Origin of the sequence: Thermogladius sp. KZ2Tp1, from assembly GCF_051131135.1 — an archaeon.
GTDB lineage: Archaea > Thermoproteota > Thermoprotei_A > Sulfolobales > Desulfurococcaceae > Thermogladius.
Genome location: NZ_CP151274.1, coordinates 195,365 through 218,391 on the forward strand (window position 1 = coordinate 195,365; position 23,027 = coordinate 218,391).

Below are 23,027 nucleotides of genomic sequence, written 5' to 3' on the forward strand. Positions count from 1 at the left end.
AACGCTTTTAAAGTCCCAGAGATATTTCAATTAGCCAGGGTGTTGGACGAAATGTCCAAGCGGGTACAGTCGTTACTGCTATTAGTGTTCACAGCACTTGCGCTTTGTCATGTAACGGAGTTATCCGCCGTATCGCACGCGAGCACTCTGACGATCACCGACGCGCTCGGCAGAGTTGTCAACCTGACTCGTGCGCCTCAGAGAGTAGTCTCGCTGTCCCCCTCCATCACTGAGACGCTACTCGCGTTGAACCTGTCTAACGTGATAGTCGGCGTAGACCACTACTCCTACAACGACTGGTTCATGAACGCCTCAGGCCTGTTCCAGTCCAGAAACGTCACTGATGTGGGCGGGTACTGGTGGAGCGCGATAAGTGTCGAGAAAATCCTATCACTCCAGCCAGACCTAGTCTTAGCTGACGCAGGCGCGCACAGGCCGCTCCTGAACACCTTTGCCGAATACAACCTTACTGTAGTTTATCTGAAGGGGGGTAGTGCCACTAGTATCGAAGACGTCTACTCGGACATATACACGACAGGGTTGATCTTCAACAGAACAAGCGAGGCAACTAAGCTAATAAACAACATAGAAGACCTGTTAAACGAAGGTAAGAGACTGTTAAGCGGACACGCCGGGTTAAGCGTGTTGTACGTAGTTGGGATATACCAGGGTATCTGGGTAGCCGGTAAGTCAACGTACTTCAACGACCTCATGTCTAGGCTTGGACTTAGGAACGCCGCCGAGTCCTATGGTTGGAGAGCTGTGAACATCGAGGATGTCGCCGCTTGGAGACCAGACGTGGTAATCGTAGCCTCTATGGGGGTCACCCGAGAAGACGTTGAAAAGAGCGGTCTAGCTAGCCTGGGTGCCAAGATTGTGTACTTGAATTCTACGGAGACAGACGTGTTAAGCAGGCCCTCGCCGTTGGTAGCCCTAGTACCCAGCGTGCTCTACAGTGCCTTGAGTGAAGTAATACCACCGTCAACTACGACTACTACTCCACAAACGGCAACGGTGACCTACACGGAGACTAAGACCGAGACGTCGACTTTCACGACGACTATTACGATCGAGAAGACAGCTTATCAGTCAAGCTGGGTGCTAGCGTTAGTAGTGCTATCTCTCGTCATAGCGTTCGCCGCCGGGTTACTGACGGGACGCCGGACCAAGAAAGGCTGAGCCCATGACCAGCGTTTACAGTGACAAAATTGTTTTTTGGAGATCGTTCCTTATCAACGCCCTGATACTGATCACCACGGCTCTAGTCGTGTACCTAGTAGACTTCGTCAAGCCAATCCCGGCGGTTCTGTGGGACTACAGATTTCACAGAGACCTCTACGCGTTTATCTCGGGGTTTATACTCGGCTTTGCCGGCAGCGTTCTTCAAGCCTCCCTCAGGAACCCGCTGGTCGACCACTACGTTTTAGGCGTTGGCTCGACGTCTCTGTTCGCCGCCTATCTAACCATAGCCGTCACGGGCGTTGTCGACTCGACCGAGATTGCCATCTCAAGCCTCGCGGGCGGGTTAAGCGGTCTTCTGCTCTCTATAAGTATCGCGAACCTCTTGGGGGGCGGCGAGGTCTCCTACATCCTGTCGGGAATAGGCGTCGCAAGCGTCTTCTCGGGTGCTTCGTTCCTACTGTCATACTACATACTGGAGAAACAGCCTTACGCTCAAGCACTCCTATTGGGCTCCTTCGCTACCCCCTCAAGAGAGTACATGCCATACCTGATAGCGGCAACAGCAGCCGTCATATTGAGCTATATCCTGCTCGCCAAGAGGTTGAACGTGCTCCTACTCGGCGACATCTACTCCAGGCAGCTCGGCGTTGAGCCGTCCCTCACTCGGCTCGTTTCGACCCTCATAGCGGGGAGTGTAGCCAGCGTTGTTGTCGGTTTCTTCGGTACGATCGGGTTCGTGGGTCTGATAACACCGAACCTCACGAGGCTTTTGACAAAGACGAGCGACAACAGGGTCGTTATAATGTACTCGTCGGTGACGTCTGGCGCCTTACTTCTGGCAACAGACCTACTCGCTAGGAAAGCTCTGGTAGCCAGCGTGGGTGAAGTGCCGGCAGGGGGAGTCGTCTCGGCGTTAGGTGGGCTGTTTTTCCTCGGGCTACTGATCCGTGAAGTGCGTGGTACGAGATGATAGCTGTCGACATAACGGGCCTCGCCGTGGAATACGGTGGCATGACTGCGCTGAAAGTCGACAAGCTAAGACTCCAGAACGGTGTCGTTAACTGTGTTCTAGGCCCAAACGGGGCGGGGAAAAGCAGCCTGTTGAGGGCTGTGGCCGGCATCGTGAACTACAAGGGTACTATAACGATCACGGCGGGGGGTACTAAAATTGATAAGCGGGATATCCACAGGTTCGTAAGTTACGTCGCGGATATCCAGCCGAGCTCTATAAGGCTTAGAGTGAGAGAGGCCCTGTTAAGTGCGAGGTACCCCTGCTCGCCGGGCTTTTTCTACACCGTAAAGGACTTCGAGTATGTCGAGAAGGTGAGCCGGGCACTGGGTGTTGCAGACTTGCTCGACAGGACGCTTAACGAGCTGAGTAGCGGCGAGCTCCAGAGAGTGTTGTTGGCAATGGCCCTCGTCAAAGACCCTCTCGTTGTCCTCCTAGACGAGCCAGACACCCATTTAGACCTCTACAACAAGTCCCGCTTATCCGTACTAGTTAAGAGTATCGCGGCGGATAAACTGGTCACCGTGTCCACCCACGACCCAGTCTTCGCCTCGTTAGTGTGCGACAGGATCGTACTGCTCTACAAGGGTATCGTACTAAGAGACTTCAAAGCCGAAGAACTGACCGAGCATGTAAGTACCCTCGAAAGAGTTTTCAAGACAAGGCTGGTCGCGACTACCCTTTCAGGTAGGAGCATGTTGCTACCGGACTACACGACTACCCTGTCTTGACGCAGAAGCCCGTACACAGATTTGACAGACTGACTAGGACGGACGCCTCGTCGACTAATGAGTGCGGGGACGACCAGACGATAACGATGGAATTGGGCGAGGTGTCTGGTTCTAGGGACTCCACGAAGCTCCTCGATATCTCGTCGGGAACAAGCGGGAAGATCAACTGCCCGATTTTGACCCCTATCATAAAAAGGCGCTTAAAGTCCCCAAGGTTTATGACCAGGAGGTCCCTGAAGTAGACGACCTTCTCAGCGACGCACTCTACGAGACGCATGTTGAACGGGTAGAACACGGTCACCTCGTAGCGACCAACAGTCTTCCTGTCTATTTTAATGCCGTGCAACACCCTCATTAGAGCCTCGTACTCTTCCTCCCCTAGCTTTGACAGCAGTTCGACGACGCGCCTAACCCTCCTCTCCGGCACGTTCAGCAACTTCGATATGTAGACCCGTCCCAGTCCCTCGAACTTGTACAGGGCGATCGTTGTGAGAGCTGTGGCGGGGTCTTCATCAAAATACTCCTTGACCAAGCGGTAGAGTTCGATTAGGGCTTGGCAGTCTATCTCTCCTACTGCCTCCCGCATAGTACATCCGCGGCTGTCGCCGAGTCGACTATCTTGGCGCCGTATACGCTTTTCATGTACTCGAGCGCGTACTCGTGGTCCCTCTCACTGAATGCGGCTACACCGTCTCTGACGACGTAAACGTTGTACCCGTGGTAGAAGGCGTCCCCCACGGTGTGGAGCACGCAGATGTGGGTGTGTATCCCCGTCACAACCAGCGTATCTACTCCGAGGTCTCTCAAGGCGTTGTCTAACCCGGTGTCTCTGAAACCGCTGTAGAACCTCTTCCCGAACACATATTCCCCCTCGACGGGCTGGAGCTCTTCCACAATACGTGACTCCGGCGAGCCAACTAGGGAGTGGGGACCCCACAGCTTCAGCTCGTGGTCGAAAGGTAGGTGTCTGTCGACGACGTGCATTACAGGCGCTTTACAGGACCTCGCGACGTCGATCAGTCTCCTTATGACCGGGACTATCTGCTCGGCCTGCGGGCTCCTCAGCCTACCCCTCACGAACTCGTGTACCATGTCAACTATTATCAGGGCGGGTTTCAAAAACGCCACCACGAATATAACAGTGTGGTGTAAGTAAATATCTTTGATGATGAGCGACTTCGGTCCGGATTCGTGAAGAACCGTGTGAGGGCTGACGCGGTCTGGGCACCTGTAAAGTATTTATACGTAAGACAGCTATATTCGACTTCGAGGTGCCTATATATGAGCTTGGCGACTCTATACGAGAACGACCCCGTGTACCAGCAAGCCGTCCAGCAACTGAAACAATCTGCGTCCATACTGGGCCTACCCGTGGAGATAGTGGAGGTCTTGAGACACCCCGAGAAGCTAGTCCAGGTCAAGGTCGTCGTCAAAAGAGATAACGGGAAGGTAGAGTCCTTCATCGGATGGAGGAGCCAGCACAACAGCGCCCTAGGGCCGTACAAAGGCGGTATAAGGTACAGCGAGAACGCCACAGCTGGGGAGACCGTGGCGCTATCGATGTGGATGACTTGGAAGAACGCCCTGGCGGGGATACCGTACGGCGGCGGCAAGGGCGCTGTACGGGTCAACCCCAAGACCTTGTCGGCGCGAGAACTGGAAGAGCTCAGCAGGAAGTTCTTCGCGGCTATCGCCAAGGAGGTAGGCCCCGACGTCGACATACCGGCGCCAGACGTGTATACTAACCCCCAGACCATGGCGTGGTACTTCGACGAGTACAGCAAGATAGTAGGGTACAACGCGTGGGGGGTTGTAACTGCGAAGCCGGTCGAGCTGGGAGGATTAGCCGCCAGGTTGGTGTCCACCGGCTACGGCGTAGCACTCGGCGTCAGGGAGGCGGCTAAGAAGTGGCTGGGAGGGCTGGAGGGTAAGACCGTGGCAGTCCACGGCTTCGGTAACGTGGGTAGTTACGCGGCGAAGTACCTGGAGGAGTGGGGCGCCACGGTGGTAGCCGTAAGCGATACTAGCGGTGTAGTGTACGACCCGAAGGGGCTGAATGTGAAAGAGGTCATGGCGGTCAAGGAGAAGACCGGGAGAGTTGTCGACTACAAGAGCGGCGACGTCAAGGTATTCACGAACGACAAGGCTGTATTCGAGCTACCAGTAGACGTGATCGTGCCCGCCGCCATCGAGAACGTGATCACGAGGGAGAACGCGCCGAACGTTAAAGCAAAGCTTGTTGTCGAGGGCGCCAACGGGCCTACGACCCCTGAAGCAGACGAGATCCTCCACAAGAAGGAAGTCATAGTGGTCCCCGACATACTGGCCAACGCTGGAGGAGTAGTCATGAGCTGGATAGAGTGGAGTCACAACAGGATGGGCTGCTGGCTGACAGACGACGAGGCGCTAGCGAGGCTCGACAAGATGATGACGAAGAACTTCAACAAGGTGTTTGACGAGTGGGAGAAGAAGTACAGGGAGTACCCGATGAGGACTGCTGCCTACGCGATCGCCGTCGACAGGGTCGTTAAGGCGATGAAGCTCAGAGGCTGGATCTAGACCTCATTTTTTCCGAGTGTAAATAACCCTCCCCTTTACATCCCTCACTTCTAAAACCCTGTGAAAGGGTATGGCATACCCCCTGGTGAAAATATAGCCTCCTCTCACGTCGTCTATAGAGTCGGCAGGTATAGCCTTCAAGCCCTCGCCCTCAGGCGTCCTGTCGAGGACGTATACGATGTACTCACTACGGTGACCTGAGAAGAAGACCCTCCGCAGTACCTCCTCTATCTCCCCTCTTCTCCGGCCCATCACTTGACACTCCACACGCCTAACACTTATTAATGTAGCCTGTATTAAGTCTCCCTGACGATTAGGTGGAAGGGTTTTGAATAAGAGGGCCTTTCAAGGCTGGCTCATGATCGCTGCCTCGCTGGCAATGTTCGTGTTTTACACATACCTGGTATTTTTCGCTCCTTTCGAATTAAGGACGAAGGTAATCGACCTGACAGTGTACGTGATCGTCACGCTCGTGCTAGTCTCGGTCGCCTACGTTGGATACATTTTTGTCAAGACCCCGACCTTGAAGCCAGAAGAGATATACGAAATACTGAGTAAAAGGAGGCGTGGCGAGGCCTAGACTTGGAGTTAGACCTCCCTGTAGGCCATTTTCAGGAGTAGCTCTCTGAGGAACTCCCTAGCCTCGCGAGAAGTCTCGGTCATCTCGTCTATCGCCCTATTGGCTTCAGCCACATACCTGTCTATGACCCTCAGAGTGTAGTCTAGCGCGCCCGTCCCCTCGACGGTTCTTACCACGAAGTTCACGCCGTCGACCGACGGCTGTTTCCCAGTCGAGTAGATCTCCCTGAGCTTCTCCCTCGCGCTTTCGCCGGCAAACTCGTAGGCCTTCACGACGAGGAGCGTCTTCTTCTTTTGGACCACGTCACTACCAACCGGCTTCCCCGTTACCTCGGTCTTACCGAACAAGCCTATTATGTCGTCTCTCAATTGGAACGCCACGCCGGCCGGTATAGCGTACTTCGACAACTCGTTTAGTAGCTTGGTGCTCGACTCGCGCGAGGCTATAGCCCCCAAGTGAAGCGGGAGCTCGACTGTGTACGAAGCTGTTTTCAACGTGTGTACAGTTATGACGTCTTGCTCGCTAACTAGTTCCAGCGGGAGGCTCGCCAGGAGGACGTCTAAGTACTGCCCGAAGGCCACCTTCATCAACCCATCCGTGTACCTGCTGATCAGAGGTCGCGCCACGTCTGGGCTCGTCGAGGATAGAAGCCGTACGGCGAGGGACTCCAGTAGGTCGCCCGCGGTTATCCCCTGCGAGACGCCGTAGTGCGGACAGTCTGCTAGCAGACCCTCCTTTACACACACGTCCCTGAACCACGCGTGCGCCGTCGGCCCCCCTCTGCGGATCTCGTCTCTGTCCATTATGTCGTCGTGGACGAGCAGGTAGCTCTGGAGGAGCTCGACGGACGCCATGACCTTCCTTACGTCGTCGTCTAGCTCCCTCCCCCATCTCCTACTCCAGAAGCCGGCGAGCACTAGCGTGGCGCGAAACCTCTTTCCACCACGTAGCGTGAAGTCCCTTATTATCCACGCCAGCTGGGACAGCCTTGGGGAGGTGTGCTTCGCCGCAGCCTCCACTTCTCCGAAGAGCTGGCTCAACTCCTGCTCTACGACACTCTTAGCGATCGAAACCGGGTCGGAGGCCAACGACTACACCCCCCTTGTTTTAATTTTTGGACGAAAATAAATGTAGGGCGGTGGCACCGCTTGACGTACCTGCAGATAGCCCTAGACTTCACCAGCATGACGAAGGCGCTAGACCTCGTTATGGCGATCTTCAGGGAGGTCAGAGACAGAAGGGTGTGGTTTGAGGTGGGGACACCTCTGATCAAGAGCTGGGGTCTTATTCCCGTGCGGTTAATAAAGGAAGCCACGAACATGTTCGTCGTGGCCGACACCAAGACAATCGACGCTGCCGAGCTAGAAATAGGGGAGGCTTTCAAGAGCGGGGCGGACGCTGCTACCGTGCTCGGCCTGGCTGACGATTCTACGATAAGGGCTGGTGTCGAGCTCGCTAAGACTAACGGGAAGACGTTGATCGTGGACCTAATAGGCGTCCAGAGGCCCTACGAGCGGGCGGTCCAGGTCTATAGCATGGGACCCGACTACGTCTTGTTCCACATAGGCGTCGACGTGCAGAGAGCCCGCGGTTTATCGGCTGTGGAGCTAGTGAAGGAGGCCTACAGGTTTAAGAAGGAGACGGGCGGCAGGTACTGCATAGCGGGCGGTATAAAGCTGGAGGACGTCGACAGGCTCCTAGAGGCCGAGCCGGACGTTATAGTTGTCGGCGGCGCGATCACTAGGTCCAGCAACCCCGTCAAGACCGTCTTGGACTTCCTCGAAAAAATCCCGAAATAAAGTCGGCGAGCAGACGCGTAGAGCTAGAAGGAGGGGGTCTTAACAATTCTGTCGAGGTCGACTTTCTCGCTGACCTCCTTGTACCTCTTCTTGTGCTCGCGCAGCCTCTCTATCAACTTGCTGTAGGCTAGCCTCTTACACTCGCCGCACAAGATTCTCCCCTTAACGCAGCTCTCTGTGATCTCCCTTAGCTCGTCGTCGCTTAGAAGGAAGTATGTGTACAGCTCGTACACCATGCACTTCCAGGGCTCACCCCCTAGCCTCCTCTGCTCCTCAGCTGTAGCTCTACCTCCGGTCAGCGCCATGGCGATCTTCTTCTTGACGAAGTCCTCGTCGTCGTCCAGGAAAATAGCGAACTCGGGACGGCTCTTACTCATCTTGTTCCCGTCCAGCCCTCTAAGCAGCTTGTGATAGGTCGAAGAAGGCCTCTTTAACCCGAGTTCTCCTTCGAATCTGTCCGCGACGTCGCGGGCTAGCCTAATGTGGGGGTCCTGGTCGACACCGACAGGTACCAGTACGTACCTGTACCCTCCGAACTCGTCCAACTGCAGGTGGAGGATGTCTGCCACCTGAGTTAAAGCCGACATAACCTTAGCTGGAGACAGGTCCCCGTATATCGCCTCCATCTCAGCCAGGGTAACTTTCCTCGAGAACATCTGTATCAGCCTGTAGTACGAGTCCCTCATGGCTGTCTGGAAGTAGAACTCCGCCTTCTCCGGGTCTACTCCCCACGCTATCGCGTGCTTTATGAACTCTAGCCCCCACCTTATCGTCGTCTCACGGTCTTCACGTCTCACAGCGTACGCCTCGGCGTCGGCTATGACTACTTTGACATGCGCCCCGATAGACTGGAAGAACTTGAGCTCCTCGAAGACCATGGCAGTCCCGAGATGAGGGGTGCCGGAGGGCATGAAACCGGTTAAGACGGCCACCCTCTCGCCCTTGCTTAAGGCCTCGAGCCACTTGTCTAGATCTCTGTGCCCGAACACGATCCGCCTCTTGAAGAAGTGGTGGCTCAGCAATTCGACGTGCTCAACTTTGTCTATGGGCTGTATGCCGAAGACCGTGATCAGCTTGTCGTATTCCTGTATCAGCCTGTAGTCCCACGGGTCTATCCTCATGCCCATTCCAATTAGGGTCACCTTTCGAGGGTTAAACGGTTTCGGGTGTCTTTATATCTACCCCGTGGATTTTAAATTAAAAGTGTGTAGGAGCGCGCGATAAGTCGATGGATGAAACCGTATGCCAAGAGTGACCATCATACGCTTGGGAGAGTCGCGTGGGACGGCGGCCGAGTCTCTGAATTACCTAGCCTCCCTCGTGGGCGACCCCTGCCCGAGCGTTTTCAACGCGTGGGGTTCCAGCTACATCTGGTTCTCCGGGGGTCGGCCCAGGGAACACCACGAGCTAGTGTATGAGTCCATCAAGTCTAGGTATCCGCGTGCGAGCCTCGCCTCGGTCGTCAGGCCGAGACCGCTCACGGCCCAGCTCCTGGCTTGGGTGAAAGCGAGTTCGGGTACCGATTTCTACTTCGAAGAGTCGCCTGTGGACGAGTACAACCTGGTCTACTTGCCGGTCTCGGCGTTCGTTGAGAGCATCGTTAACTCCTCGCCCTTCGAGAAGAGGTACCTCTCAGATGTGATAGCCTTGAATTTGATGAGCATCATAGTCCAGGTCGGGGGTATTTACTTGGAGTTAGAGGAGGGGATTGCGGGAGTCCTGCCCCGAGACGTTGTAGAGTACTTCATAGAGCTCGCTGGTCTATCCAACGTTATGGTTGGCTCGAACGTCGATTTCTGTCGTGCGCTCGGGGAAGCCGCTAAGCCCTCTCCGCGTCCGCCGGGCTAGTCTCGGGACTGCCCGCACTCGCCTGGGCCCTTCCTCGAGGCCTTCACCAACCTGTATATCCTGAAGACGGCTATAGCGACTACTGCACAAGCTGCACACAACTCGAGGAGTGAAAGGTAGCCCTCGGCAGTAACGCCTTCCGGGACTGTAACGGTGAGGTTACCCGTGCTTACACCCTTTAGCCGAGAGGTCCCTCTTTCTCCCTGATCGATTGGTCTAGCCACTCCAGGTACTCGTCACTACCCGAAACCACCGGTAGTGCTATGATCTCGGGAACCTCGTATGAGTGGAGGCTTTTTATCGTCTTCTCTACACCAGGTAGCTTGTCGGCTCTAGTCTTTGCGACGAGTAGCACTTCGTTGGAGGTCTCGATAGTCCCTCGCCACCAGTACAGGCTCTTGACAGCGTCGACTATGTTTACACACGCCACTAGCTTCTCCTCGAGTAAGGCCCTCGCTATTCTCTCCGCCTCCTCGCGAGTGGCCGCAGTGGTGAGGACGACTACCCAACCACCCCTCATGGTGATCAGCCCTGGGGCCCGCTCATCGGTTCGCCGGTAATACCACTCATCACCGTACTAGCATTATTTAGCCCTCAACCCTTATATTTTCGGGAGCTCTGTTCTGCCTGGCAAACCCTATGTACACGTTTATAATCCTAATGCTCTGGAGGACCTCCTCGTCTAGGAAGCAGTCGGACTCGACGAAACTGCCGTCGACGAGCTCCATCCTGATCTTCTTGAACCTCCTTTTGCCACCGCAGTCTTCGATCTCGGCCTTGGTCGCCAAGCCCCACATTGCGAGGGACTCAAGCAGTCTGAGAGAACAGCCCTTGCGGCACGTGACGTAGTTCTTGATCACCTCGCTTAACATAGCTCACCCCTCGCAAACCACTATGAGCACTCCCAATAAAAAACGTACTCGTAATGATACACCCGACTCTTTATAAACCTACCATCTTGGACTCAACGATTGGAATCGGTGTGTCGTATGGGCGTGAACTGGAACTGGAATAAAGAGCAGGAGTCGATAGCGGACAAGATAAAGAAGTGGTTCAACCCTGACAGGGAGCCTCTCGAGAAGAAGGCTATAATGGCCCAGTACAGGCTGAAAACGGCGATATCTAGGATAAACAACTACGTCGAGAAGCTGAACGAGAGGGACAGGGAGCTCTTCAACAACGTTGTCGAGGCGCTAATGAGGAGAGACGAGAAGAGGGCCAAGATCTACGCGAAGGAGACCGCCGAGATAAGGAAGGTCGCTAAGCAACTACTGACAGTACAGTACGCGCTCGAGCACGCCGCGCTGAAGCTGGAGACGTTCCTGATCTACGGCGGTGCCATTAACGAGGTTGGGCCCGTAATAGGCGTCATGAAGCAGGCGCTGGGTATACTGAAGAGCGTCGCGCCGGACATCTGGATCGACCTACAGTACGCCGTTAGAGAGCTCGAGACCGCCATGGGCTCGAGCATTGTCGATATATCTGCCGACATCGAGAGCGGCCTAGACAGCGAGGCCAGGAAGATATTCGAGGAGGCCAGGATAATAGCCGAGCAGAAAGTCAAGGAGAGGTTTGCGGAACTGCCGAAGACCATCGGCGTACCAGAGACCGAGCAGGGGAAGGCTTCACCCACAGCCTAATGGTCGTTACGCTTACCTGATTTTTTGGCCAATTATACCTACACAATCCGAAATACTGTTTTGTATCACCTTGCTAGCCGCTCTCAACTCGTCGAACCTGTTCTCGTAGTCCTCTAAGTCCGATGGGTTGAATTTGAATACCCCGGCCCTCGTCTTGACCGTTATACCGTCTGGCCGGATCTCGACGAGGCTGTCCCCGGACTTTACGACGAGTGTAGACGAGTCGGAGTTGAAGGACACCATTCTCCGCACCGGCCTCAGCTTGGATATAGTGAAGACGTTTCCGTCTAAGGTCAGGTAAGTGTTCTCGCCGACCGAGACAGTACTTCTCTCCCCCAGCTTGGCGCTTGACAGCCTGTTCTTGAGGGTCTCGAGAAAGTCCGCCATCTCGCCAACGGACTTAAATATCCCGGCAGCCAGGCTAACCTTCCTAGCGTCTAGCTCCTTCGACCTCGACACGACGTTCGACTCGATCTCCTCCCTGACCATGTTGAGCATCTTGACAGCCTGTTCAAGCAGCACGCTTAGCTCGGGCATTCAGGTCACTCTCTGCCTCGTAATCAACCAAAGAGCTTATAAATCTCATCAACGACGTCTCTGTCAACGACCCCGATCACACTACCTTTCTCTCTCAACTCTACAACGGGCCTGTCAGCGAAATCGCCGACTCTACCTGCCACGCTGTAAACCTGGTTCAAGCCCCTTAAGGTCTCTTCGAGAACGCCGAGCTTGCTCGGTGGGACTGCCGCAACTATGCAACCACTACTCAACAACTTCAACGGGTCGAGACCCATTGCTTTGCTGATCTCTCTTACGGCAACGTCTACTCTGATCATGTCGAGGTCTACGTGAACGTTCACCCCGCTCGCGACAGACACCTCCCTGATAGCCTGGATAACCCCGCCCTCTGTTGCGTCGTGCATCGAGTCCACGTAGGGGGCTATGGACAGAGCCGTCTTCACCACGCTTATCTCTCGCAGGAAGTTCTTGGCCTCGCCTATCAGGGTTCTATCCACGCCCCGACCTGCCAGCTCTTCCTCAAAGTCCCACGCGACAACGCTGGCACCCTCCCCGCCGACCCTACCCACGATCACCAGGTAGTCCCCTGGCCTAGCCCCTGAAGTGGAGACAAACCTGCCCGTAGAGTAGCCTATGGCCGTCATGGATATGATCGGTCTCTCCAAGTACGGTGTGACCTCTGTGTGCCCGCCTATGACCACGCCCGATACCTCCCTCGCGGCCTCACCCATATCTCTGAATATCTCTTCGACTTCACTGGCCCCCATTCGCGGCGGGAGGAGAACGACCGGCAGAAAGTACCTCGGCTTAACCCCTCTTACAGCGATGTCGTTTGCGGCCACGTGGACAGCGTACCAGCCTATTCTCCAGAAGGCCGTTGTGATCGGGTCGCTGTGTACAACTAGAAAGCCGTCCTTTAACCTGATGACCGCCGCGTCCTCGCCTAGTTTAGGCCCTATAACCAAGTCGACGTCGCCGGTTGGTAGAAACCTGATGAGCCTACTAAGCTCTTCCCAGGATATCTTTCCCCCCTTAGTAATCGCCAAAACATGCCACCCCTGCTGTCACTTTAGCCTAAATCTATACCTCTTGGAATTTAATCGTAGCCCGAGCCTCTCGGCGCACTCCCGACACACGTAGGATACCGTGGACTCCTGTACGAGACACTCCTCGCAGCCCACCCTACCACAGACGCGGCAGTACCCTATGGAGGGCCTAAGCCCGCAAATCTCGCATAGGGTGCTGGCGCAGACCACGCATAGGTTCTTCGAGTAATCGAAGTCCTCTTCGCACACCCACCTACCGCAGGCGGGGCACTTGTGTACAGCAGGTTTAGACTCGCATACATCGCACAGCCTGGTCTTAAACCCCATCCCTACAACCTTTATGGAAATATCGTGGTGTTTCCAACTAATATCTAAGACGTGGGCGGTGTTGGTGGAGGACTCTATGAGGCTGAGAATAAAGGTCGTCGGGTGTCTCGACGTTATAGACGAGGACCCGCGAAGGCTCTTCGAGCTCTTGCTTCTGGGAATAGACGAGTGCCCGGAGTCAAGGATCTATATCGAGGAAGTAGACCCGCGGGGCGCAGGAGGTCAGGGGGGTTCAACTCCATAGAATTTCACTACGTTGTCGACCATCACCCTATAAGCCATTTCCTCGCTTATCCTTCCCGAGGCGATCAACGAGTTCACCACTCTCGCTATCTCCCACGGGTACGCTGATACGCCTGGACGCTGGTTGTCGTCTATGAAGTCGGACTCGACCAGTACCTCGCCGTCGAACCCGATGATCCTATCCAGGTCGTGCTTAACGGGAAACGACACGGGTAGGCCTCGTTGGATACAGGCCTGTGCGGTCGCCGTGTTAGCGTGGTGTACGAGCACCTTAGACCTATCTATTTTAACCAGGCTGGTCAGCATGTCTACAAGGTGGCACGTAGCCCAGCCAGACTGGTCTAGATGGAGGTGGACTACGGCCCCGAGATCCCTCGCGAGCTCGAGAGCCCTGATCATCACTGCCTCCGAGACAGATATTCTGCCGAACGAAGTCCCGTAGTGCTGCCTGCCGACCTCCCCTATCCCGTCAATGACCCCTTCCTTTATCTTCGACTCGATCAACTTTAACACGCGCTCGGCGAGTGTGTAGACTTCCTCAAGCCCAAGCCCCTGCTTGTTGTAGGCGTCTACCTCGGCTGGGTGGAAGCCTGCCAGGAGTTTCACCTTGATGCCTCTCTCCCTCAGCAACCTCGCTTGTGAGACCAGTATGTCGAGTGCCTTTTCGAACGAACTAAGAGTGGGCGTGTTGAACCCGTAGTGGTAGGGCGGCAGGTTTACCAGGCCGACGAACCAGAACCCCTCCTTAACGAGCCGGTCTACGATGCCCCTCGCGCCGACACCGCCCACGGGGTTGAGGTGGAGGTGCGCGTCGCTAAACAGTAGTCTCCCCATTTTCCTCATCCGTTTATATCCTGGTCAACAAAGAAATAATAGAGTGAGCTTTAAAACGGGGACTAGTGTTTTGAGCGAGAAGAAAAAGAGGCCGCTCACGGTTTACTTAGACGAGGACTTATTTAGGGCTCTAGCGTTTTTGTCAGAGAAAGAGGGGTATCCTTCTATACTGGACTACGTCGTGAAGCTTATCAAAGAGAGAGTAGAGGGGGCCGAGAAAGGAGGCTTAGAAGACAGTGTGAAGGCCAGGGTCGCCAGGATCGTCCAAGACGAGTTGAATAAGCAGCTACAGGTGATAGAGAGCCTGCGGAGACAGGTAGCCGAGCTGTACGAGAGGGTTGACTACTTGACCAGCGTGGTCGAGGAGATCAAGTCGAGGGCCGCAGAGGTCTCGGAGCAGAGAAGAGAGAGGAGAAAAACGGGTATTGAAAGGCTGAGAGAGGAGAAGGTCGTCTTCGAGAGCGGCCTACCCAAGAAGCTTAACCGCGACGCGTTCTTTAACTACCTGCGGAGGGAGGGGGCAGTTGTCATAGAGACGTCCAAGGAGAGGATCGCCGTGGACCCCGACTTCTGGGAGGACTTCAAGACAAAGCTGTTCGAGAAGGCCGCCACAAGCGACGAGGACGAACTGCGTAAGGCTCTCGGCGACAAGGGTTTTATGCTCTTCACTAAATTAAGAGACGACAACCAGGTGATATACGACCCGGTCACTAAGAAGTGGAAAAACCTCGTTAATGTGACGGGGTAAGCTAATTGTCATCGGGTAGGGACGAAAAGCTCGTCGAGTGGTTGTTCAAGAATGTGGGCATCGAGAAAGAGACAAGGGCCATCACTGTCGGGAGGTACTTTGCGATCGACGGTTACTTCCCGCGGCCGATCCGCGTTGTCACGCACATACACAGCGACCACACCGTGGGGTTGAGCGAGAGCCTGAGAGTCTCGAGCTATATCGTAGGTACACCTCTTACCCTCGACCTGCTCGAAGAGCTCGTCATCCACGGCAGCGGTCTACACAGCCTTTTCAGAGCGAAGAGGAGGTCGCTGGACTACGGCGAGAGGTTGGAGTACCAGGGTTCGTCTATCACTCTAGTGGAGAACGCCCACACCTTTGGGGCTTCTTCTGTTCTCATAGAGCTAGAGGGGCGCCGTGTAGGCTACACGGGAGACGTGAAGCTAGGTAACAACACGCGGGTTATGAGAGACCTAGACGTTCTTGTCATAGAGTCGACCTATGGTTCACCGAGATACAGGAGGCCGTTCAAGCACAGCGTCGAAGAGATACTCGTGGATACTGTGAGGTACGGCTTGAGGAAGTACGGGAGAGTCCACATCTACGGCTACCACGGCAAACTCCAGGAAGCAATGCACCTCTTGAGAAGAAGCGGGATAGAGGAGCCCTTTCTAATGCCCGAGAGAGTCTACAGGGCTACAAGAGTACTCGAGAAGCACGGCGTGAGGATAGGAGAGTACTACAGGGAGAGGATTGGGGACGAGTTCGAGAGGTACGTGGTTTTCAGGCACTTCAACCAAGCAAAGTACCGCAAGATAGACGGCTCCACGCTCAACGTAGTCTTAACGGGTTGGGAGTTCGAGAACCCGGCACGCCAGGTGGACGAACATACCTGGGTCATCGCTTTGAGCGACCACGGGGACTTCGACGACCTGGTCGCCTACGTCGAGATGTCGAGCCCGAGAGTAGTGGTCGTAGACGCGTCCAGGAACGGGGAGCCGTACGAGCTAGCCCGCGAGCTGTTCCGCAGGGGCTACGTTACTTTCGTGATGCCCGACACGGGTGAAGACAGAGTTGCTGGCACTCGTTAGGCACCACATGATCGGTTCCATCCTCATGGGCCCTGGAGGGTCAGAGTACGTCTCGATAGAGACGGCCATCTCGCTGAAGAAGGCGGGCTTCGAAGTCTACATAGACTCCCTCGGTTTGAGGAGCGCAGACAAGCTTTACTCTCTGTGCGAGTTCTACGGCTTAAACCACGACGAGCTACGCGGTGTAGGGTTAGGCTATCCGCAAGAAGACCCCGATATCGTCTTTAACACGAGTGGAGACGTGCTCTCCGGGAAAAGCCATGTAGTCTACCTCCACTTCCCCTCGTTCCTAGAGGTGAACACGTACTATCCTGCTGTGAAAGGGTTCGCGAAGACCCTCGGCAACTTGTACTCGCTCCTAAACAACCTGATTTTCCCATTCTACATCAAGTCCACGAAGGTCTTCCTAGCCAACTCTAGTCTCACGGCGTGGTTCTTCAACAAAGTGTACGGTATCAACCCCGTCGTGGTCTACCCGCCTGTGAACATCGATGACATCATAGGCGAGGAGCCGCTCCCGTTCAGGGACAGGGAGCGGAGGATCCTCGTTATATCCAGGTTTTCCCCCGAGAAGAACCTGGAGAAGGTGGTGAGTATCGGGAGGGCGGTGAATGAGAGGGGCATCGACATGAGAATAACGCTCGCCGGGGCTTTCTCTGAGAACAACGGGTGGTATTTGAAAAAGCTCGTAGAGGAGATAGAGGAGAACGGCCTCAGCGAGCTGATCGACCTCAGGTTGAACATCTCGAGGTCAGAGCTGGTAAAACTCTACAAGACCTCGCTAGTCTACGTACACCTCACACCTATGGAGCACTTCGGGATAACCATCGTGGAGTCCATGGCGGCGGGCACTCCAACTATAATACCGAGGAATAGCGGGGCGTGGTTCGACATAGCAAACGAGGATACCTCGATAAGCCTCCCCTACACCTCGGTCGATGAGCTCGCAGACCACCTAGTCAGGTTAGGGAGGAGCGAGGAGCTCTGGAAGCGCTTGAGCACTAACTCCAGGCTCAGGAGTCTAAGCTTTAGCAGGTACAGGTACCACAAAGAGATATCAAGGATCATCGAGACGGTCGTGGGCTTGTGGAGGAGTACGTGACCCCGTTAAGGTGGTCTAGGGTATAGTCGTGTTCGAAACGCGGGTTTTATAAGGGCTCTACCAGGTTCAGTTTTAGTGTGTGATGATAAATCGCGGACGAGAGGAAAGCCGTGACGAGAAAGAGCCGAGCTGACACTACTTCCTCTTAGCCCTCTCGATCGCGTTCCGAATCCTCTGCAGGGCCTCCTCCCTGTTCCTCCAGCCAACGACCTTGACCCACTTACCCTTCTCGAGCTCTTTGTAGTGCTCGAAGAAGTGGGCTATTCTCTGCCTGACCATTTCTGGTAAGTCGTTGATGTCCCTGATGTTCTCGAATCTTGCGTCAATCTTCTCGTACGGCACGGCTATTATCTTCACGTCTCTGCCCTTCTCGTCCTCCGTCTCCAAAGCGCCTATAGGTCTTACCTTGATCAACGACCCGGGTAGAAGAGTGTCGTACATGAAGACCAGGACGTCTACGGGGTCTCCGTCCTCCTCGAGAGTCCCCGGTATGAAGCCGTAGTTGAAGGGGTAGACCATAGACGTGAACAGGACTCTGTCCACCTGCACTATACCTGTCTCCTTGTCGATCTCGTACTTGACACCGCTGTTCATTGGAATCTCTACAACGACATTGACTACCTCGGGGGCCTTGTCACCTGGACCTATCTTGTCAAATATACTCATAGTTCTCCACCACCAAGACGCCGCGCTCCCGACTACCCGATCGAACCTGAGCCCTAACCACCTAGCTTGATCAGTACACTCGCCGGGATACCGTCGCGTAGAACCACTGTTATCTTAGCCTCTATGTCCAGGTTCGCCAGCGGGTCGAGCGTCTTCCTAATAGATTGGAGTACTTGGATGTTCTTGTTCAACCTCTCCACGGTCTCTTCGATCACTTTGCTCTCCTCCTCGGCAGACGGGTCTATTATCAGCTTGGAGTCCTTCAGGTCGATCACAGTAGACTTCTTGGTCTCGGCTACACCCAGGCTCTTGAGGAGGTCCTTCAGCTTCTTCTCCTGCTCGGATCTCACGCGGACGTCTTCGAGCCTCCTCAGGAACTCGGCTAGGAGGGCCCTGTAGCTGTTGATCTGCTCGTCTATAAACTTGATTAGCTCTCCAACGGATTTAAACTCCCTGACGACCATGGACATATTTACACCACTAGGATATAATTCGAATGCTAAAAGTTAAAAATATTGTTTACTAGCAATGGACTGGATCACAGTGGGGATCTCGCTGACTCTCCTAGCTACGGGTATGCCGCTCTCCTGTAGGGCTTTGACCTTTGACTCGTAGTCGCCTAACCCCATCGATATAATAGCGCCCGCGTGCCCCATTCTCTTCTCCCTCGGTGCTGTTCTACCTGCTATGTACGCTACAACGGGTTTCTTCTCACTCAATCCCGAGTAGTACTTCGCGAACCTCTCCTCGTAGTCGCCCCCGATCTCTCCGACGAGAACAACGTACTTCGTCCTCGGGTCTTTCAAGAGCTTGTCGTAAACCTCCACGAAGTCGAGGCCTGTCACAGGGTCTCCTCCTATACCGACCGCTGCGGACACTCCTAGCCCAGACCTGCTAAGCTGCCAGGCCACTTCATACGATAGAGTACCGCTCCTCGACATGATCCCTACTACCCCGGGTTTGTAGTAGTTCGCGGGCATAATACCCAGCTTCGTCTCGCCGGGTACGATCAGGCCGGGAGTGTTCGGGCCTACAACTACTACGCCACGTGACCTGGCGTAGCTCACCATTCTCAACTCCTCGTGGAGCGGTATGCCCTCGGTTATAACGACTACTAGCCTAACGCCGTTCTCGATAGACTCCAAAACGGCGTCGTGAGCATTCTTAGCGGGCACGAACACCACGGACGCGTCCACCCGGCCCACTTCGCCGATCGCCTCTCTGACCGTGTCGTAGACTCTCACCCCATGGACCTGTGAGCCGCCCTTACCGGGAGTGACGCCCGCCACTATCCTTGTGCCGTACTCGAGCATGAGCTTCGTATGGAAACTACCCTCCTTACCTGTGATCCCCTGGACGATGACACGGGTACTCCTGTCCGCTAGCACCATATCACCCCCTCGCCAGCTCTACGGCCTTACGGACGGCCTCGTCAACGTCCTCGTAGACGTCCAGCCCTACCTCCCTGAGAATTCTTGCGCCCTCCTCCTGGTTGGTCCCCATAAGTCTCACTACGATCGGTTTTTTGACCGGTGCCTCCTCGAGAGCCTGCCTAACGCCCATGGCTACCTCGTCGCACCTCGTCATCCCACCGAATATGTTGACCAAAACCACCTTGACACGAGGGTTCTCGAGGAGCAGTTTCACGGCTTCCTTCACCCTGTCCCTACTAGCCCCTCCACCCGACCAGACGTCTAGGAAGTTAGCTGGTTTTCCACCGTAGTACTCGATCAAGTCCATCGTGGCCATCGTCAACCCCGCTCCGTTGCCGATAACCCCGATATAGCCGTCGAGCGACACGTAGGTGAAGCCCTTCTCCTTGGCGCTCCTCTCCTCCTCTGTCAGCTCCCTACTCTTTAGACCCGCCAGGTCTGGGTGCCTGTAAAGGCTGTTGTCGTCTACCAGTATCTTGGCGTCTAACGCTACGAGGGAACCTCCACAGTCCACGACTAGCGGGTTTATCTCGACGAGCTCGGCGTCGTAGTCGATCATGGTCCTGTAGAGACCAACGGCTATTCTCTCAAACTCGCCCCAGGCGGACGGTGGTAGACCAATAAACGACGCTATCGTCCTGGCAACGAAGGGCGAATAGCCTATGAACGGGTCTAGGTTGATCTTTAGAACCTCCTCTGGCTTCTTTTTGGCTAGCTCCTCTATCTCGACCCCGCCCAGTCTCGAGGCCAGGTAGACAATGCTTTTCGCAGACTTGTCGACCGTGACTGATAGGTAGAGCTCCCTGTTTACACACACCTTCTTCTCGACGAGTACCGCGTCGACTCTATACCCCCTTACCCCTCTCTCGAAAAGCTCTGACGCTATTCTCACGGCCTCCTCAGGGTCGCCCGTGAACCTGACTCCGCCGGCTAGACCCCTACCACCTACAGGCACCTGGGCTTTAATAACGGACTCACCAAGCCTCGCGACAGCCTCCTTGACCTCCATTGGTGAGCGGCAGAGAACGCCCTCGGGGGTCTTAATACCGTACTCCCTGAAAACCTGTTTAGCCTCGTACTCCAGTAGCCTCATGGCGACACCAGTTATTCTATAAACTCGCAACCACGGTATATAAAACACGTGTACGTCAGCATACTACAGTTGCGTACCTGTGAACAAGGCCTCCTAGTGCAATCAACTTGGACTCGTCAGTGACTACGATCAGATCGCCGTCGCCCCCGAGCTTCTCTAGAACAACTTGCGTCCTCGCAGAGTAGTCCGCCTGCGCGCTTCCAGCGATCTCTGAGACCAGGACAACCCTTACACTTCTAGACGAGGCAAAGTACCTACTGCTGATCAGACCTGTGAGGACAGCGCTATCGCAGACCGCAGACTGCACCGGCGACTGGGAGAGGCGGATGACCTCGTCGACGGTGTCGGGGCTTTCAACCCAGTAGCGTGTGATGCGCCCAGTGAGGTCGTCGAGCTCTCTTGCGTACTCTACGTACTTGTCGTAGAGCTCCTCCGCGCCTTTGGATATGGCTTCCCTGAAGGCTCTCATAGAGCTGGCCAGCTGGTTGACCCTTTCAACTAACTCCAATATACTGCATGTCGCGAAGACGTCCAAGGCCTTGTTCGTGGAACACAGTACTCTGATGCACTTCCTCGTCTCCTCGACGGTATCGTCGACAACTATAACGACACCTCGAACTCCACCCCCGACTCTCTCCACCACTGTTCTGAGCGCCTCGAAGACCCCCCTCTCTGCCTCGACGAGTAGAAGCGGCGGCGTCGCTAGGAGCGCTCGCCCAGTAGCCTCCACTATGCCGAGAAGCCTGCCAACACAGTTGTCGGAAGCGCGTTCCGTCAAATGAAGTCTCCTATTCTGTTCTCGTCAACTCTACCCTGATCCTCCACGGTAGTCTTCTCGAGCTGCTTAGCGAAGAGGTGTCTGTCCCAGCACAGCGTGCTGCCCCTGCAGTAGGTTTTGAGGGCTCCCGCTGCGAGCGCGTAGAGGAGTGCCTTGAGGGGGTCACCCCAGTCGACGTAAGCGGCGTTGAAGAAGGCGTCGAAAGCGTCACCCGCACCCGTTGCGTTCACTACCCTCCTAATAGGTTCAGAGTAGCCTCTGAGAACCCTCATACCACCCGTGACCACAACAGCACCCTCGCTCCCTCTCTTGACGACCACCATGTCTACGCCTCTGTGTAGAGCCTGGAGTACATTGGATACCCCCATTCTCCTGGCCTCCGATCTGTTCAAGTAGAGGACGTTGACCTTGCTGGACAGCCTAACAATCTCCTCTGGAACCTCGAGAGCGTAGAGCCCGGGGTCGTACGTGACGATGGCACCGTGAGACTTTGCGACCGTCCCCAGCCCTTCCACGATGTCGGGGGGCACAGAAGCTAGGTGTACGACGCTCGCGTCCTTCACGAGGTTTCTAGGGATGTCGTTCAACGTCAAGAACTCGTTGGCGCCTCTGAACTTCACCATGTGCCTCTCCCCCTTCTCTGCGACAAACACTGCTACGACGCCCGGCTGCTCGTCGACGACCTTGACGTACCTAGTGTCGACCCCTATCTCCTTAACTTCCTCGAGCAACTTCTGGACTAGGACGTGGTTGGACGCAGACGCGACGAGGTAGACGTAGTGCCCGTAGTACGTTGCGGCAACCGCGTAGTTTAGCGCCGCCCCGCCCGGGCTTATGTTCAAGTCTCTAGCGTAGATAGACTCGTCGGGGCCGGGTATTTTGTCGACGTAAAACAGAATATCTACGTTTACGTTACCCACGCTGACGTGGACGGGCCTCAGGCTATGTTTTTCTCCTCTTTTCAAACCACTCACCGATCAGCGAGGGGGTCACGAACGCACGCCTCCTGCTCGATGAGATGTTGTCCCACTCACTCAGGATCTTGACAGCCTCGTTAGCGACCTTTATCGCGTCCTCGACTCCTGCGTCGACAATGAACTCCTCTGTCTCCCTGTTAGCTATCGCGGCGCAGACCGCTCCAGACCTAAGCCCGTAGATGTTTGAGAGCGTGAATATCGTCGCGGCTTCCATCTCGAAGTTCAGGACTCTCACCGACCTGAGGAACTCTATTAGCCCCCTTTGAAATGGCGGTAGGTAGCCCTTGAAACCGGGTCTCTCCTGCCCGACGTAGAAGCTGTCGCTACTGGCGGTCAACCCGACATGGTACCTTACACCCAGCTCCTCCGCCGCTTCTATAAGGGCCAGTACTACTTCGAAAGACGCGACCGCGGGGTACTCTGGTATCACGTACTGCCTACTTGTGCCGTCGAGCCTGACGGCACCCGTTGATATGATTATGTCCCCCACCTTGACCTCTCTCGTTAGGGCACCGGTAGTGCCCACCCTTATGAGCGTGTCGGCCCCGACCTGTGCCAGCTCTTCGACGGCTATCGCTGTGGCCGGACCGCCGATCCCGGTGCTAGTAGCGCTGATAAAAACCCCCTTGTAGTAACCGCTGTAAGTCACGTACTCCCTGTGAGTTGCCACAGGCCAGTGCTTCTCCCAGTACTTGGCTATCCGCGACACTCTCTCGGGGTCGCCCGGTAAAAGGACATAGCGTGATACGTCACCCGGCTTCACGGCTAGGTGGTACACCCTACCCTCGGCGCTAACAGGCCTGCTAGCGGAACTCAACCTCTCCCCGGTCATAGAGCCCC

30 protein-coding genes are annotated in these 23,027 nt (G+C 55.3%); 12 read left to right on the top strand and 18 right to left on the bottom strand.

Features of this window, described 5'->3' with window-relative positions; translation table 11 throughout:
• Nucleotides 1–51: 51 nt before the first annotated feature.
• Genes WLZ34_RS00945 through WLZ34_RS00955 form a run of 3 tightly spaced genes read left to right on the top strand, consistent with a single transcriptional unit; the run spans nt 52 to nt 2,922 of the window.
• Nucleotides 52–1,179 (top strand): ABC transporter substrate-binding protein, encoded by a 1,128-nt coding sequence (locus WLZ34_RS00945; protein WP_434731515.1) that lies wholly within the window; start codon nt 52–54, stop codon nt 1,177–1,179.
• 4 nt (nt 1,180–1,183) lie between these two features.
• Nucleotides 1,184–2,152: an iron chelate uptake ABC transporter family permease subunit gene (locus WLZ34_RS00950; RefSeq protein WP_434731516.1), complete on the top strand. Its 969-nt coding sequence runs from the start codon at nt 1,184–1,186 to the stop codon at nt 2,150–2,152.
• The gene (locus WLZ34_RS00955) at nt 2,149–2,922 is read left to right on the top strand and encodes an ABC transporter ATP-binding protein (RefSeq protein ID WP_434731517.1); all 774 of its coding nucleotides are present in this window, start codon (nt 2,149–2,151) and stop codon (nt 2,920–2,922) included. Before WLZ34_RS00950 ends, WLZ34_RS00955 begins: the two co-directional genes overlap by 4 nt.
• On the opposite strand, the gene WLZ34_RS00960 is transcribed toward WLZ34_RS00955, so the two are convergent.
• Together WLZ34_RS00960 and WLZ34_RS00965 are read right to left on the bottom strand one after the other, a co-directional pair.
• Complete coding sequence (locus tag WLZ34_RS00960) at nt 2,909–3,508, bottom strand: hypothetical protein (RefSeq protein ID WP_434731518.1); 600 nt, start codon at nt 3,506–3,508, stop codon at nt 2,909–2,911. The two genes, WLZ34_RS00955 and WLZ34_RS00960, sit on opposite strands and share 14 nt — an antisense overlap.
• Nucleotides 3,493–4,041: a cysteine hydrolase family protein gene (locus tag WLZ34_RS00965; RefSeq protein ID WP_434731519.1), complete on the bottom strand. Its 549-nt coding sequence runs from the start codon at nt 4,039–4,041 to the stop codon at nt 3,493–3,495. Before WLZ34_RS00965 ends, WLZ34_RS00960 begins: the two co-directional genes overlap by 16 nt.
• Before the next feature lie 162 nt (nt 4,042–4,203).
• Here WLZ34_RS00965 and WLZ34_RS00970 point away from each other — a divergent pair, with 162 nt between their 5' ends.
• Nucleotides 4,204–5,481 (top strand): Glu/Leu/Phe/Val family dehydrogenase, encoded by a 1,278-nt coding sequence (locus WLZ34_RS00970; protein WP_434731520.1) that lies wholly within the window; start codon nt 4,204–4,206, stop codon nt 5,479–5,481.
• Between the two features lie 3 nt (nt 5,482–5,484).
• Here WLZ34_RS00970 and WLZ34_RS00975 read toward each other — a convergent pair whose 3' ends face one another.
• Nucleotides 5,485–5,733 (bottom strand): DUF504 domain-containing protein, encoded by a 249-nt coding sequence (locus WLZ34_RS00975; RefSeq protein ID WP_428726928.1) that lies wholly within the window; start codon nt 5,731–5,733, stop codon nt 5,485–5,487.
• A 76-nt stretch (nt 5,734–5,809) separates the two neighbouring features.
• Here WLZ34_RS00975 and WLZ34_RS00980 point away from each other — a divergent pair, with 76 nt between their 5' ends.
• Nucleotides 5,810–6,061, top strand: a complete 252-nt coding sequence (locus tag WLZ34_RS00980) for a hypothetical protein (protein WP_428726927.1) — start codon at nt 5,810–5,812, stop codon at nt 6,059–6,061.
• Nucleotides 6,062–6,069: 8 nt separating this feature from the next.
• On the opposite strand, the gene WLZ34_RS00985 is transcribed toward WLZ34_RS00980, so the two are convergent.
• On the bottom strand, nt 6,070–7,149 hold the full coding sequence (locus WLZ34_RS00985; RefSeq protein ID WP_434731521.1) for a polyprenyl synthetase family protein: 1,080 nt from the start codon (nt 7,147–7,149) through the stop codon (nt 6,070–6,072).
• Nucleotides 7,150–7,209: 60 nt separating this feature from the next.
• Here WLZ34_RS00985 and WLZ34_RS00990 point away from each other — a divergent pair, with 60 nt between their 5' ends.
• Nucleotides 7,210–7,860 carry an orotidine 5'-phosphate decarboxylase / HUMPS family protein gene (locus WLZ34_RS00990; protein WP_434731522.1) on the top strand — a complete coding sequence of 217 codons (651 nt, stop codon included), beginning with the start codon at nt 7,210–7,212 and terminating at the stop codon, nt 7,858–7,860.
• Between the two features lie 23 nt (nt 7,861–7,883).
• Here the strand turns inward: WLZ34_RS00990 and WLZ34_RS00995 are convergent, their stop codons facing one another.
• Nucleotides 7,884–8,987: a tryptophan--tRNA ligase gene (locus WLZ34_RS00995; RefSeq protein ID WP_434731985.1), complete on the bottom strand. Its 1,104-nt coding sequence runs from the start codon at nt 8,985–8,987 to the stop codon at nt 7,884–7,886.
• A 115-nt stretch (nt 8,988–9,102) separates the two neighbouring features.
• Between WLZ34_RS00995 and WLZ34_RS01000 the strand changes: the two genes are divergently transcribed.
• Nucleotides 9,103–9,708 carry a hypothetical protein gene (locus WLZ34_RS01000; RefSeq protein ID WP_434731523.1) on the top strand — a complete coding sequence of 202 codons (606 nt, stop codon included), beginning with the start codon at nt 9,103–9,105 and terminating at the stop codon, nt 9,706–9,708.
• A 178-nt stretch (nt 9,709–9,886) separates the two neighbouring features.
• Here the strand turns inward: WLZ34_RS01000 and cutA are convergent, their stop codons facing one another.
• Together cutA and WLZ34_RS01010 are read right to left on the bottom strand one after the other, a co-directional pair.
• Nucleotides 9,887–10,228, bottom strand: a complete 342-nt coding sequence (gene cutA, locus WLZ34_RS01005) for a divalent-cation tolerance protein CutA (protein WP_434731524.1) — start codon at nt 10,226–10,228, stop codon at nt 9,887–9,889.
• Nucleotides 10,229–10,295: 67 nt separating this feature from the next.
• Nucleotides 10,296–10,580, bottom strand: coding sequence for a hypothetical protein (locus WLZ34_RS01010; RefSeq protein WP_434731525.1), 285 nt, complete (start codon nt 10,578–10,580; stop codon nt 10,296–10,298).
• A 117-nt stretch (nt 10,581–10,697) separates the two neighbouring features.
• Here WLZ34_RS01010 and WLZ34_RS01015 point away from each other — a divergent pair, with 117 nt between their 5' ends.
• The gene (locus tag WLZ34_RS01015) at nt 10,698–11,348 is read left to right on the top strand and encodes a Snf7 family protein (RefSeq protein ID WP_434731526.1); all 651 of its coding nucleotides are present in this window, start codon (nt 10,698–10,700) and stop codon (nt 11,346–11,348) included.
• A gap of 12 nt (nt 11,349–11,360) precedes the next feature.
• On the opposite strand, the gene WLZ34_RS01020 is transcribed toward WLZ34_RS01015, so the two are convergent.
• Genes WLZ34_RS01020 through WLZ34_RS01030 form a run of 3 tightly spaced genes read right to left on the bottom strand, consistent with a single transcriptional unit; the run spans nt 11,361 to nt 13,240 of the window.
• Nucleotides 11,361–11,885: a hypothetical protein gene (locus WLZ34_RS01020; RefSeq protein ID WP_434731527.1), complete on the bottom strand. Its 525-nt coding sequence runs from the start codon at nt 11,883–11,885 to the stop codon at nt 11,361–11,363.
• Nucleotides 11,886–11,908: 23 nt separating this feature from the next.
• Nucleotides 11,909–12,913 (bottom strand): AIR synthase family protein, encoded by a 1,005-nt coding sequence (locus WLZ34_RS01025; RefSeq protein WP_434731528.1) that lies wholly within the window; start codon nt 12,911–12,913, stop codon nt 11,909–11,911.
• A gap of 18 nt (nt 12,914–12,931) precedes the next feature.
• The gene (locus tag WLZ34_RS01030; RefSeq protein ID WP_434731529.1) at nt 12,932–13,240 is read right to left on the bottom strand and encodes a hypothetical protein; all 309 of its coding nucleotides are present in this window, start codon (nt 13,238–13,240) and stop codon (nt 12,932–12,934) included.
• Nucleotides 13,241–13,301: 61 nt separating this feature from the next.
• Between WLZ34_RS01030 and WLZ34_RS01035 the strand changes: the two genes are divergently transcribed.
• On the top strand, nt 13,302–13,484 hold the full coding sequence (locus WLZ34_RS01035; RefSeq protein WP_434731530.1) for a hypothetical protein: 183 nt from the start codon (nt 13,302–13,304) through the stop codon (nt 13,482–13,484).
• Here the strand turns inward: WLZ34_RS01035 and WLZ34_RS01040 are convergent.
• Nucleotides 13,463–14,326: a TatD family hydrolase gene (locus WLZ34_RS01040; protein WP_434731531.1), complete on the bottom strand. Its 864-nt coding sequence runs from the start codon at nt 14,324–14,326 to the stop codon at nt 13,463–13,465. The two genes, WLZ34_RS01035 and WLZ34_RS01040, sit on opposite strands and share 22 nt — an antisense overlap.
• A gap of 61 nt (nt 14,327–14,387) precedes the next feature.
• Between WLZ34_RS01040 and WLZ34_RS01045 the strand changes: the two genes are divergently transcribed.
• The 3 genes from WLZ34_RS01045 to WLZ34_RS01055 are packed head-to-tail and all read left to right on the top strand — an operon-like array spanning nt 14,388 to nt 17,240.
• Entirely contained in the window at nt 14,388–15,065 is a 678-nt protein-coding gene (locus tag WLZ34_RS01045; RefSeq protein WP_434731532.1) for a CopG family transcriptional regulator, read from the top strand.
• Between the two features lie 5 nt (nt 15,066–15,070).
• Nucleotides 15,071–16,138, top strand: coding sequence for an MBL fold metallo-hydrolase (locus WLZ34_RS01050; protein ID WP_434731533.1), 1,068 nt, complete (start codon nt 15,071–15,073; stop codon nt 16,136–16,138).
• Complete coding sequence (locus tag WLZ34_RS01055) at nt 16,122–17,240, top strand: glycosyltransferase family 4 protein (RefSeq protein ID WP_434731534.1); 1,119 nt, start codon at nt 16,122–16,124, stop codon at nt 17,238–17,240. Before WLZ34_RS01050 ends, WLZ34_RS01055 begins: the two co-directional genes overlap by 17 nt.
• Nucleotides 17,241–17,375: 135 nt before the next feature.
• Here WLZ34_RS01055 and ppa read toward each other — a convergent pair whose 3' ends face one another.
• The 7 genes from ppa to udp are packed head-to-tail and all read right to left on the bottom strand — an operon-like array spanning nt 17,376 to nt 23,019.
• Complete coding sequence (ppa, locus tag WLZ34_RS01060) at nt 17,376–17,906, bottom strand: inorganic diphosphatase (RefSeq protein WP_428726910.1); 531 nt, start codon at nt 17,904–17,906, stop codon at nt 17,376–17,378.
• 53 nt (nt 17,907–17,959) lie between these two features.
• The gene (locus tag WLZ34_RS01065) at nt 17,960–18,376 is read right to left on the bottom strand and encodes a hypothetical protein (protein WP_434731535.1); all 417 of its coding nucleotides are present in this window, start codon (nt 18,374–18,376) and stop codon (nt 17,960–17,962) included.
• Nucleotides 18,377–18,412: 36 nt separating this feature from the next.
• Complete coding sequence (sucD, locus tag WLZ34_RS01070) at nt 18,413–19,297, bottom strand: succinate--CoA ligase subunit alpha (protein ID WP_434731536.1); 885 nt, start codon at nt 19,295–19,297, stop codon at nt 18,413–18,415.
• Nucleotide 19,298: 1 nt separating this feature from the next.
• Complete coding sequence (gene sucC / locus WLZ34_RS01075; protein WP_434731537.1) at nt 19,299–20,432, bottom strand: ADP-forming succinate--CoA ligase subunit beta; 1,134 nt, start codon at nt 20,430–20,432, stop codon at nt 19,299–19,301.
• A 55-nt stretch (nt 20,433–20,487) separates the two neighbouring features.
• Nucleotides 20,488–21,210, bottom strand: a complete 723-nt coding sequence (locus WLZ34_RS01080; RefSeq protein WP_434731538.1) for a hypothetical protein — start codon at nt 21,208–21,210, stop codon at nt 20,488–20,490.
• Complete coding sequence (locus tag WLZ34_RS01085) at nt 21,207–22,184, bottom strand: carbohydrate kinase family protein (protein ID WP_428726905.1); 978 nt, start codon at nt 22,182–22,184, stop codon at nt 21,207–21,209. Before WLZ34_RS01085 ends, WLZ34_RS01080 begins: the two co-directional genes overlap by 4 nt.
• Complete coding sequence (udp, locus tag WLZ34_RS01090; protein WP_434731539.1) at nt 22,153–23,019, bottom strand: uridine phosphorylase; 867 nt, start codon at nt 23,017–23,019, stop codon at nt 22,153–22,155. The genes WLZ34_RS01085 and udp overlap by 32 nt, the downstream gene beginning before the upstream one ends.
• Nucleotides 23,020–23,027 lie beyond the last annotated feature (8 nt).

Excerpts from the sequence above, each read along its gene's own strand:
- WLZ34_RS00945 (WP_434731515.1), top strand. The coding sequence starts at position 52 with ATGTCCAAGCGGGTACAGTCGTTACTGCTATTAGTGTTCACAGCACTT.
- WLZ34_RS00995 (WP_434731985.1), bottom strand. The coding sequence starts at position 8,987 with ATGGGCATGAGGATAGACCCGTGGGACTACAGGCTGATACAGGAATAC.
- sucC (WP_434731537.1), bottom strand. The coding sequence starts at position 20,432 with ATGAGGCTACTGGAGTACGAGGCTAAACAGGTTTTCAGGGAGTACGGT.
- WLZ34_RS01000 (WP_434731523.1), top strand. The coding sequence starts at position 9,103 with ATGCCAAGAGTGACCATCATACGCTTGGGAGAGTCGCGTGGGACGGCG.
- WLZ34_RS00960 (WP_434731518.1), bottom strand. The coding sequence starts at position 3,508 with ATGCGGGAGGCAGTAGGAGAGATAGACTGCCAAGCCCTAATCGAACTC.
- WLZ34_RS01020 (WP_434731527.1), bottom strand. The coding sequence starts at position 11,885 with ATGCCCGAGCTAAGCGTGCTGCTTGAACAGGCTGTCAAGATGCTCAAC.
- sucD (WP_434731536.1), bottom strand. The coding sequence starts at position 19,297 with ATGGTGCTAGCGGACAGGAGTACCCGTGTCATCGTCCAGGGGATCACA.
- WLZ34_RS01015 (WP_434731526.1), top strand. The coding sequence starts at position 10,698 with ATGGGCGTGAACTGGAACTGGAATAAAGAGCAGGAGTCGATAGCGGAC.
- ppa (WP_428726910.1), bottom strand. The coding sequence starts at position 17,906 with ATGAGTATATTTGACAAGATAGGTCCAGGTGACAAGGCCCCCGAGGTA.
- WLZ34_RS01010 (WP_434731525.1), bottom strand. The coding sequence starts at position 10,580 with ATGTTAAGCGAGGTGATCAAGAACTACGTCACGTGCCGCAAGGGCTGT.
- WLZ34_RS00955 (WP_434731517.1), top strand. The coding sequence starts at position 2,149 with ATGATAGCTGTCGACATAACGGGCCTCGCCGTGGAATACGGTGGCATG.
- cutA (WP_434731524.1), bottom strand. The coding sequence starts at position 10,228 with ATGAGGGGTGGTTGGGTAGTCGTCCTCACCACTGCGGCCACTCGCGAG.
- WLZ34_RS00950 (WP_434731516.1), top strand. The coding sequence starts at position 1,184 with ATGACCAGCGTTTACAGTGACAAAATTGTTTTTTGGAGATCGTTCCTT.
- WLZ34_RS01065 (WP_434731535.1), bottom strand. The coding sequence starts at position 18,376 with ATGTCCATGGTCGTCAGGGAGTTTAAATCCGTTGGAGAGCTAATCAAG.
- WLZ34_RS00970 (WP_434731520.1), top strand. The coding sequence starts at position 4,204 with ATGAGCTTGGCGACTCTATACGAGAACGACCCCGTGTACCAGCAAGCC.
- WLZ34_RS01030 (WP_434731529.1), bottom strand. The coding sequence starts at position 13,240 with ATGGGGTTTAAGACCAGGCTGTGCGATGTATGCGAGTCTAAACCTGCT.
- WLZ34_RS01040 (WP_434731531.1), bottom strand. The coding sequence starts at position 14,326 with ATGAGGAAAATGGGGAGACTACTGTTTAGCGACGCGCACCTCCACCTC.
- udp (WP_434731539.1), bottom strand. The coding sequence starts at position 23,019 with ATGACCGGGGAGAGGTTGAGTTCCGCTAGCAGGCCTGTTAGCGCCGAG.
- WLZ34_RS00975 (WP_428726928.1), bottom strand. The coding sequence starts at position 5,733 with ATGGGCCGGAGAAGAGGGGAGATAGAGGAGGTACTGCGGAGGGTCTTC.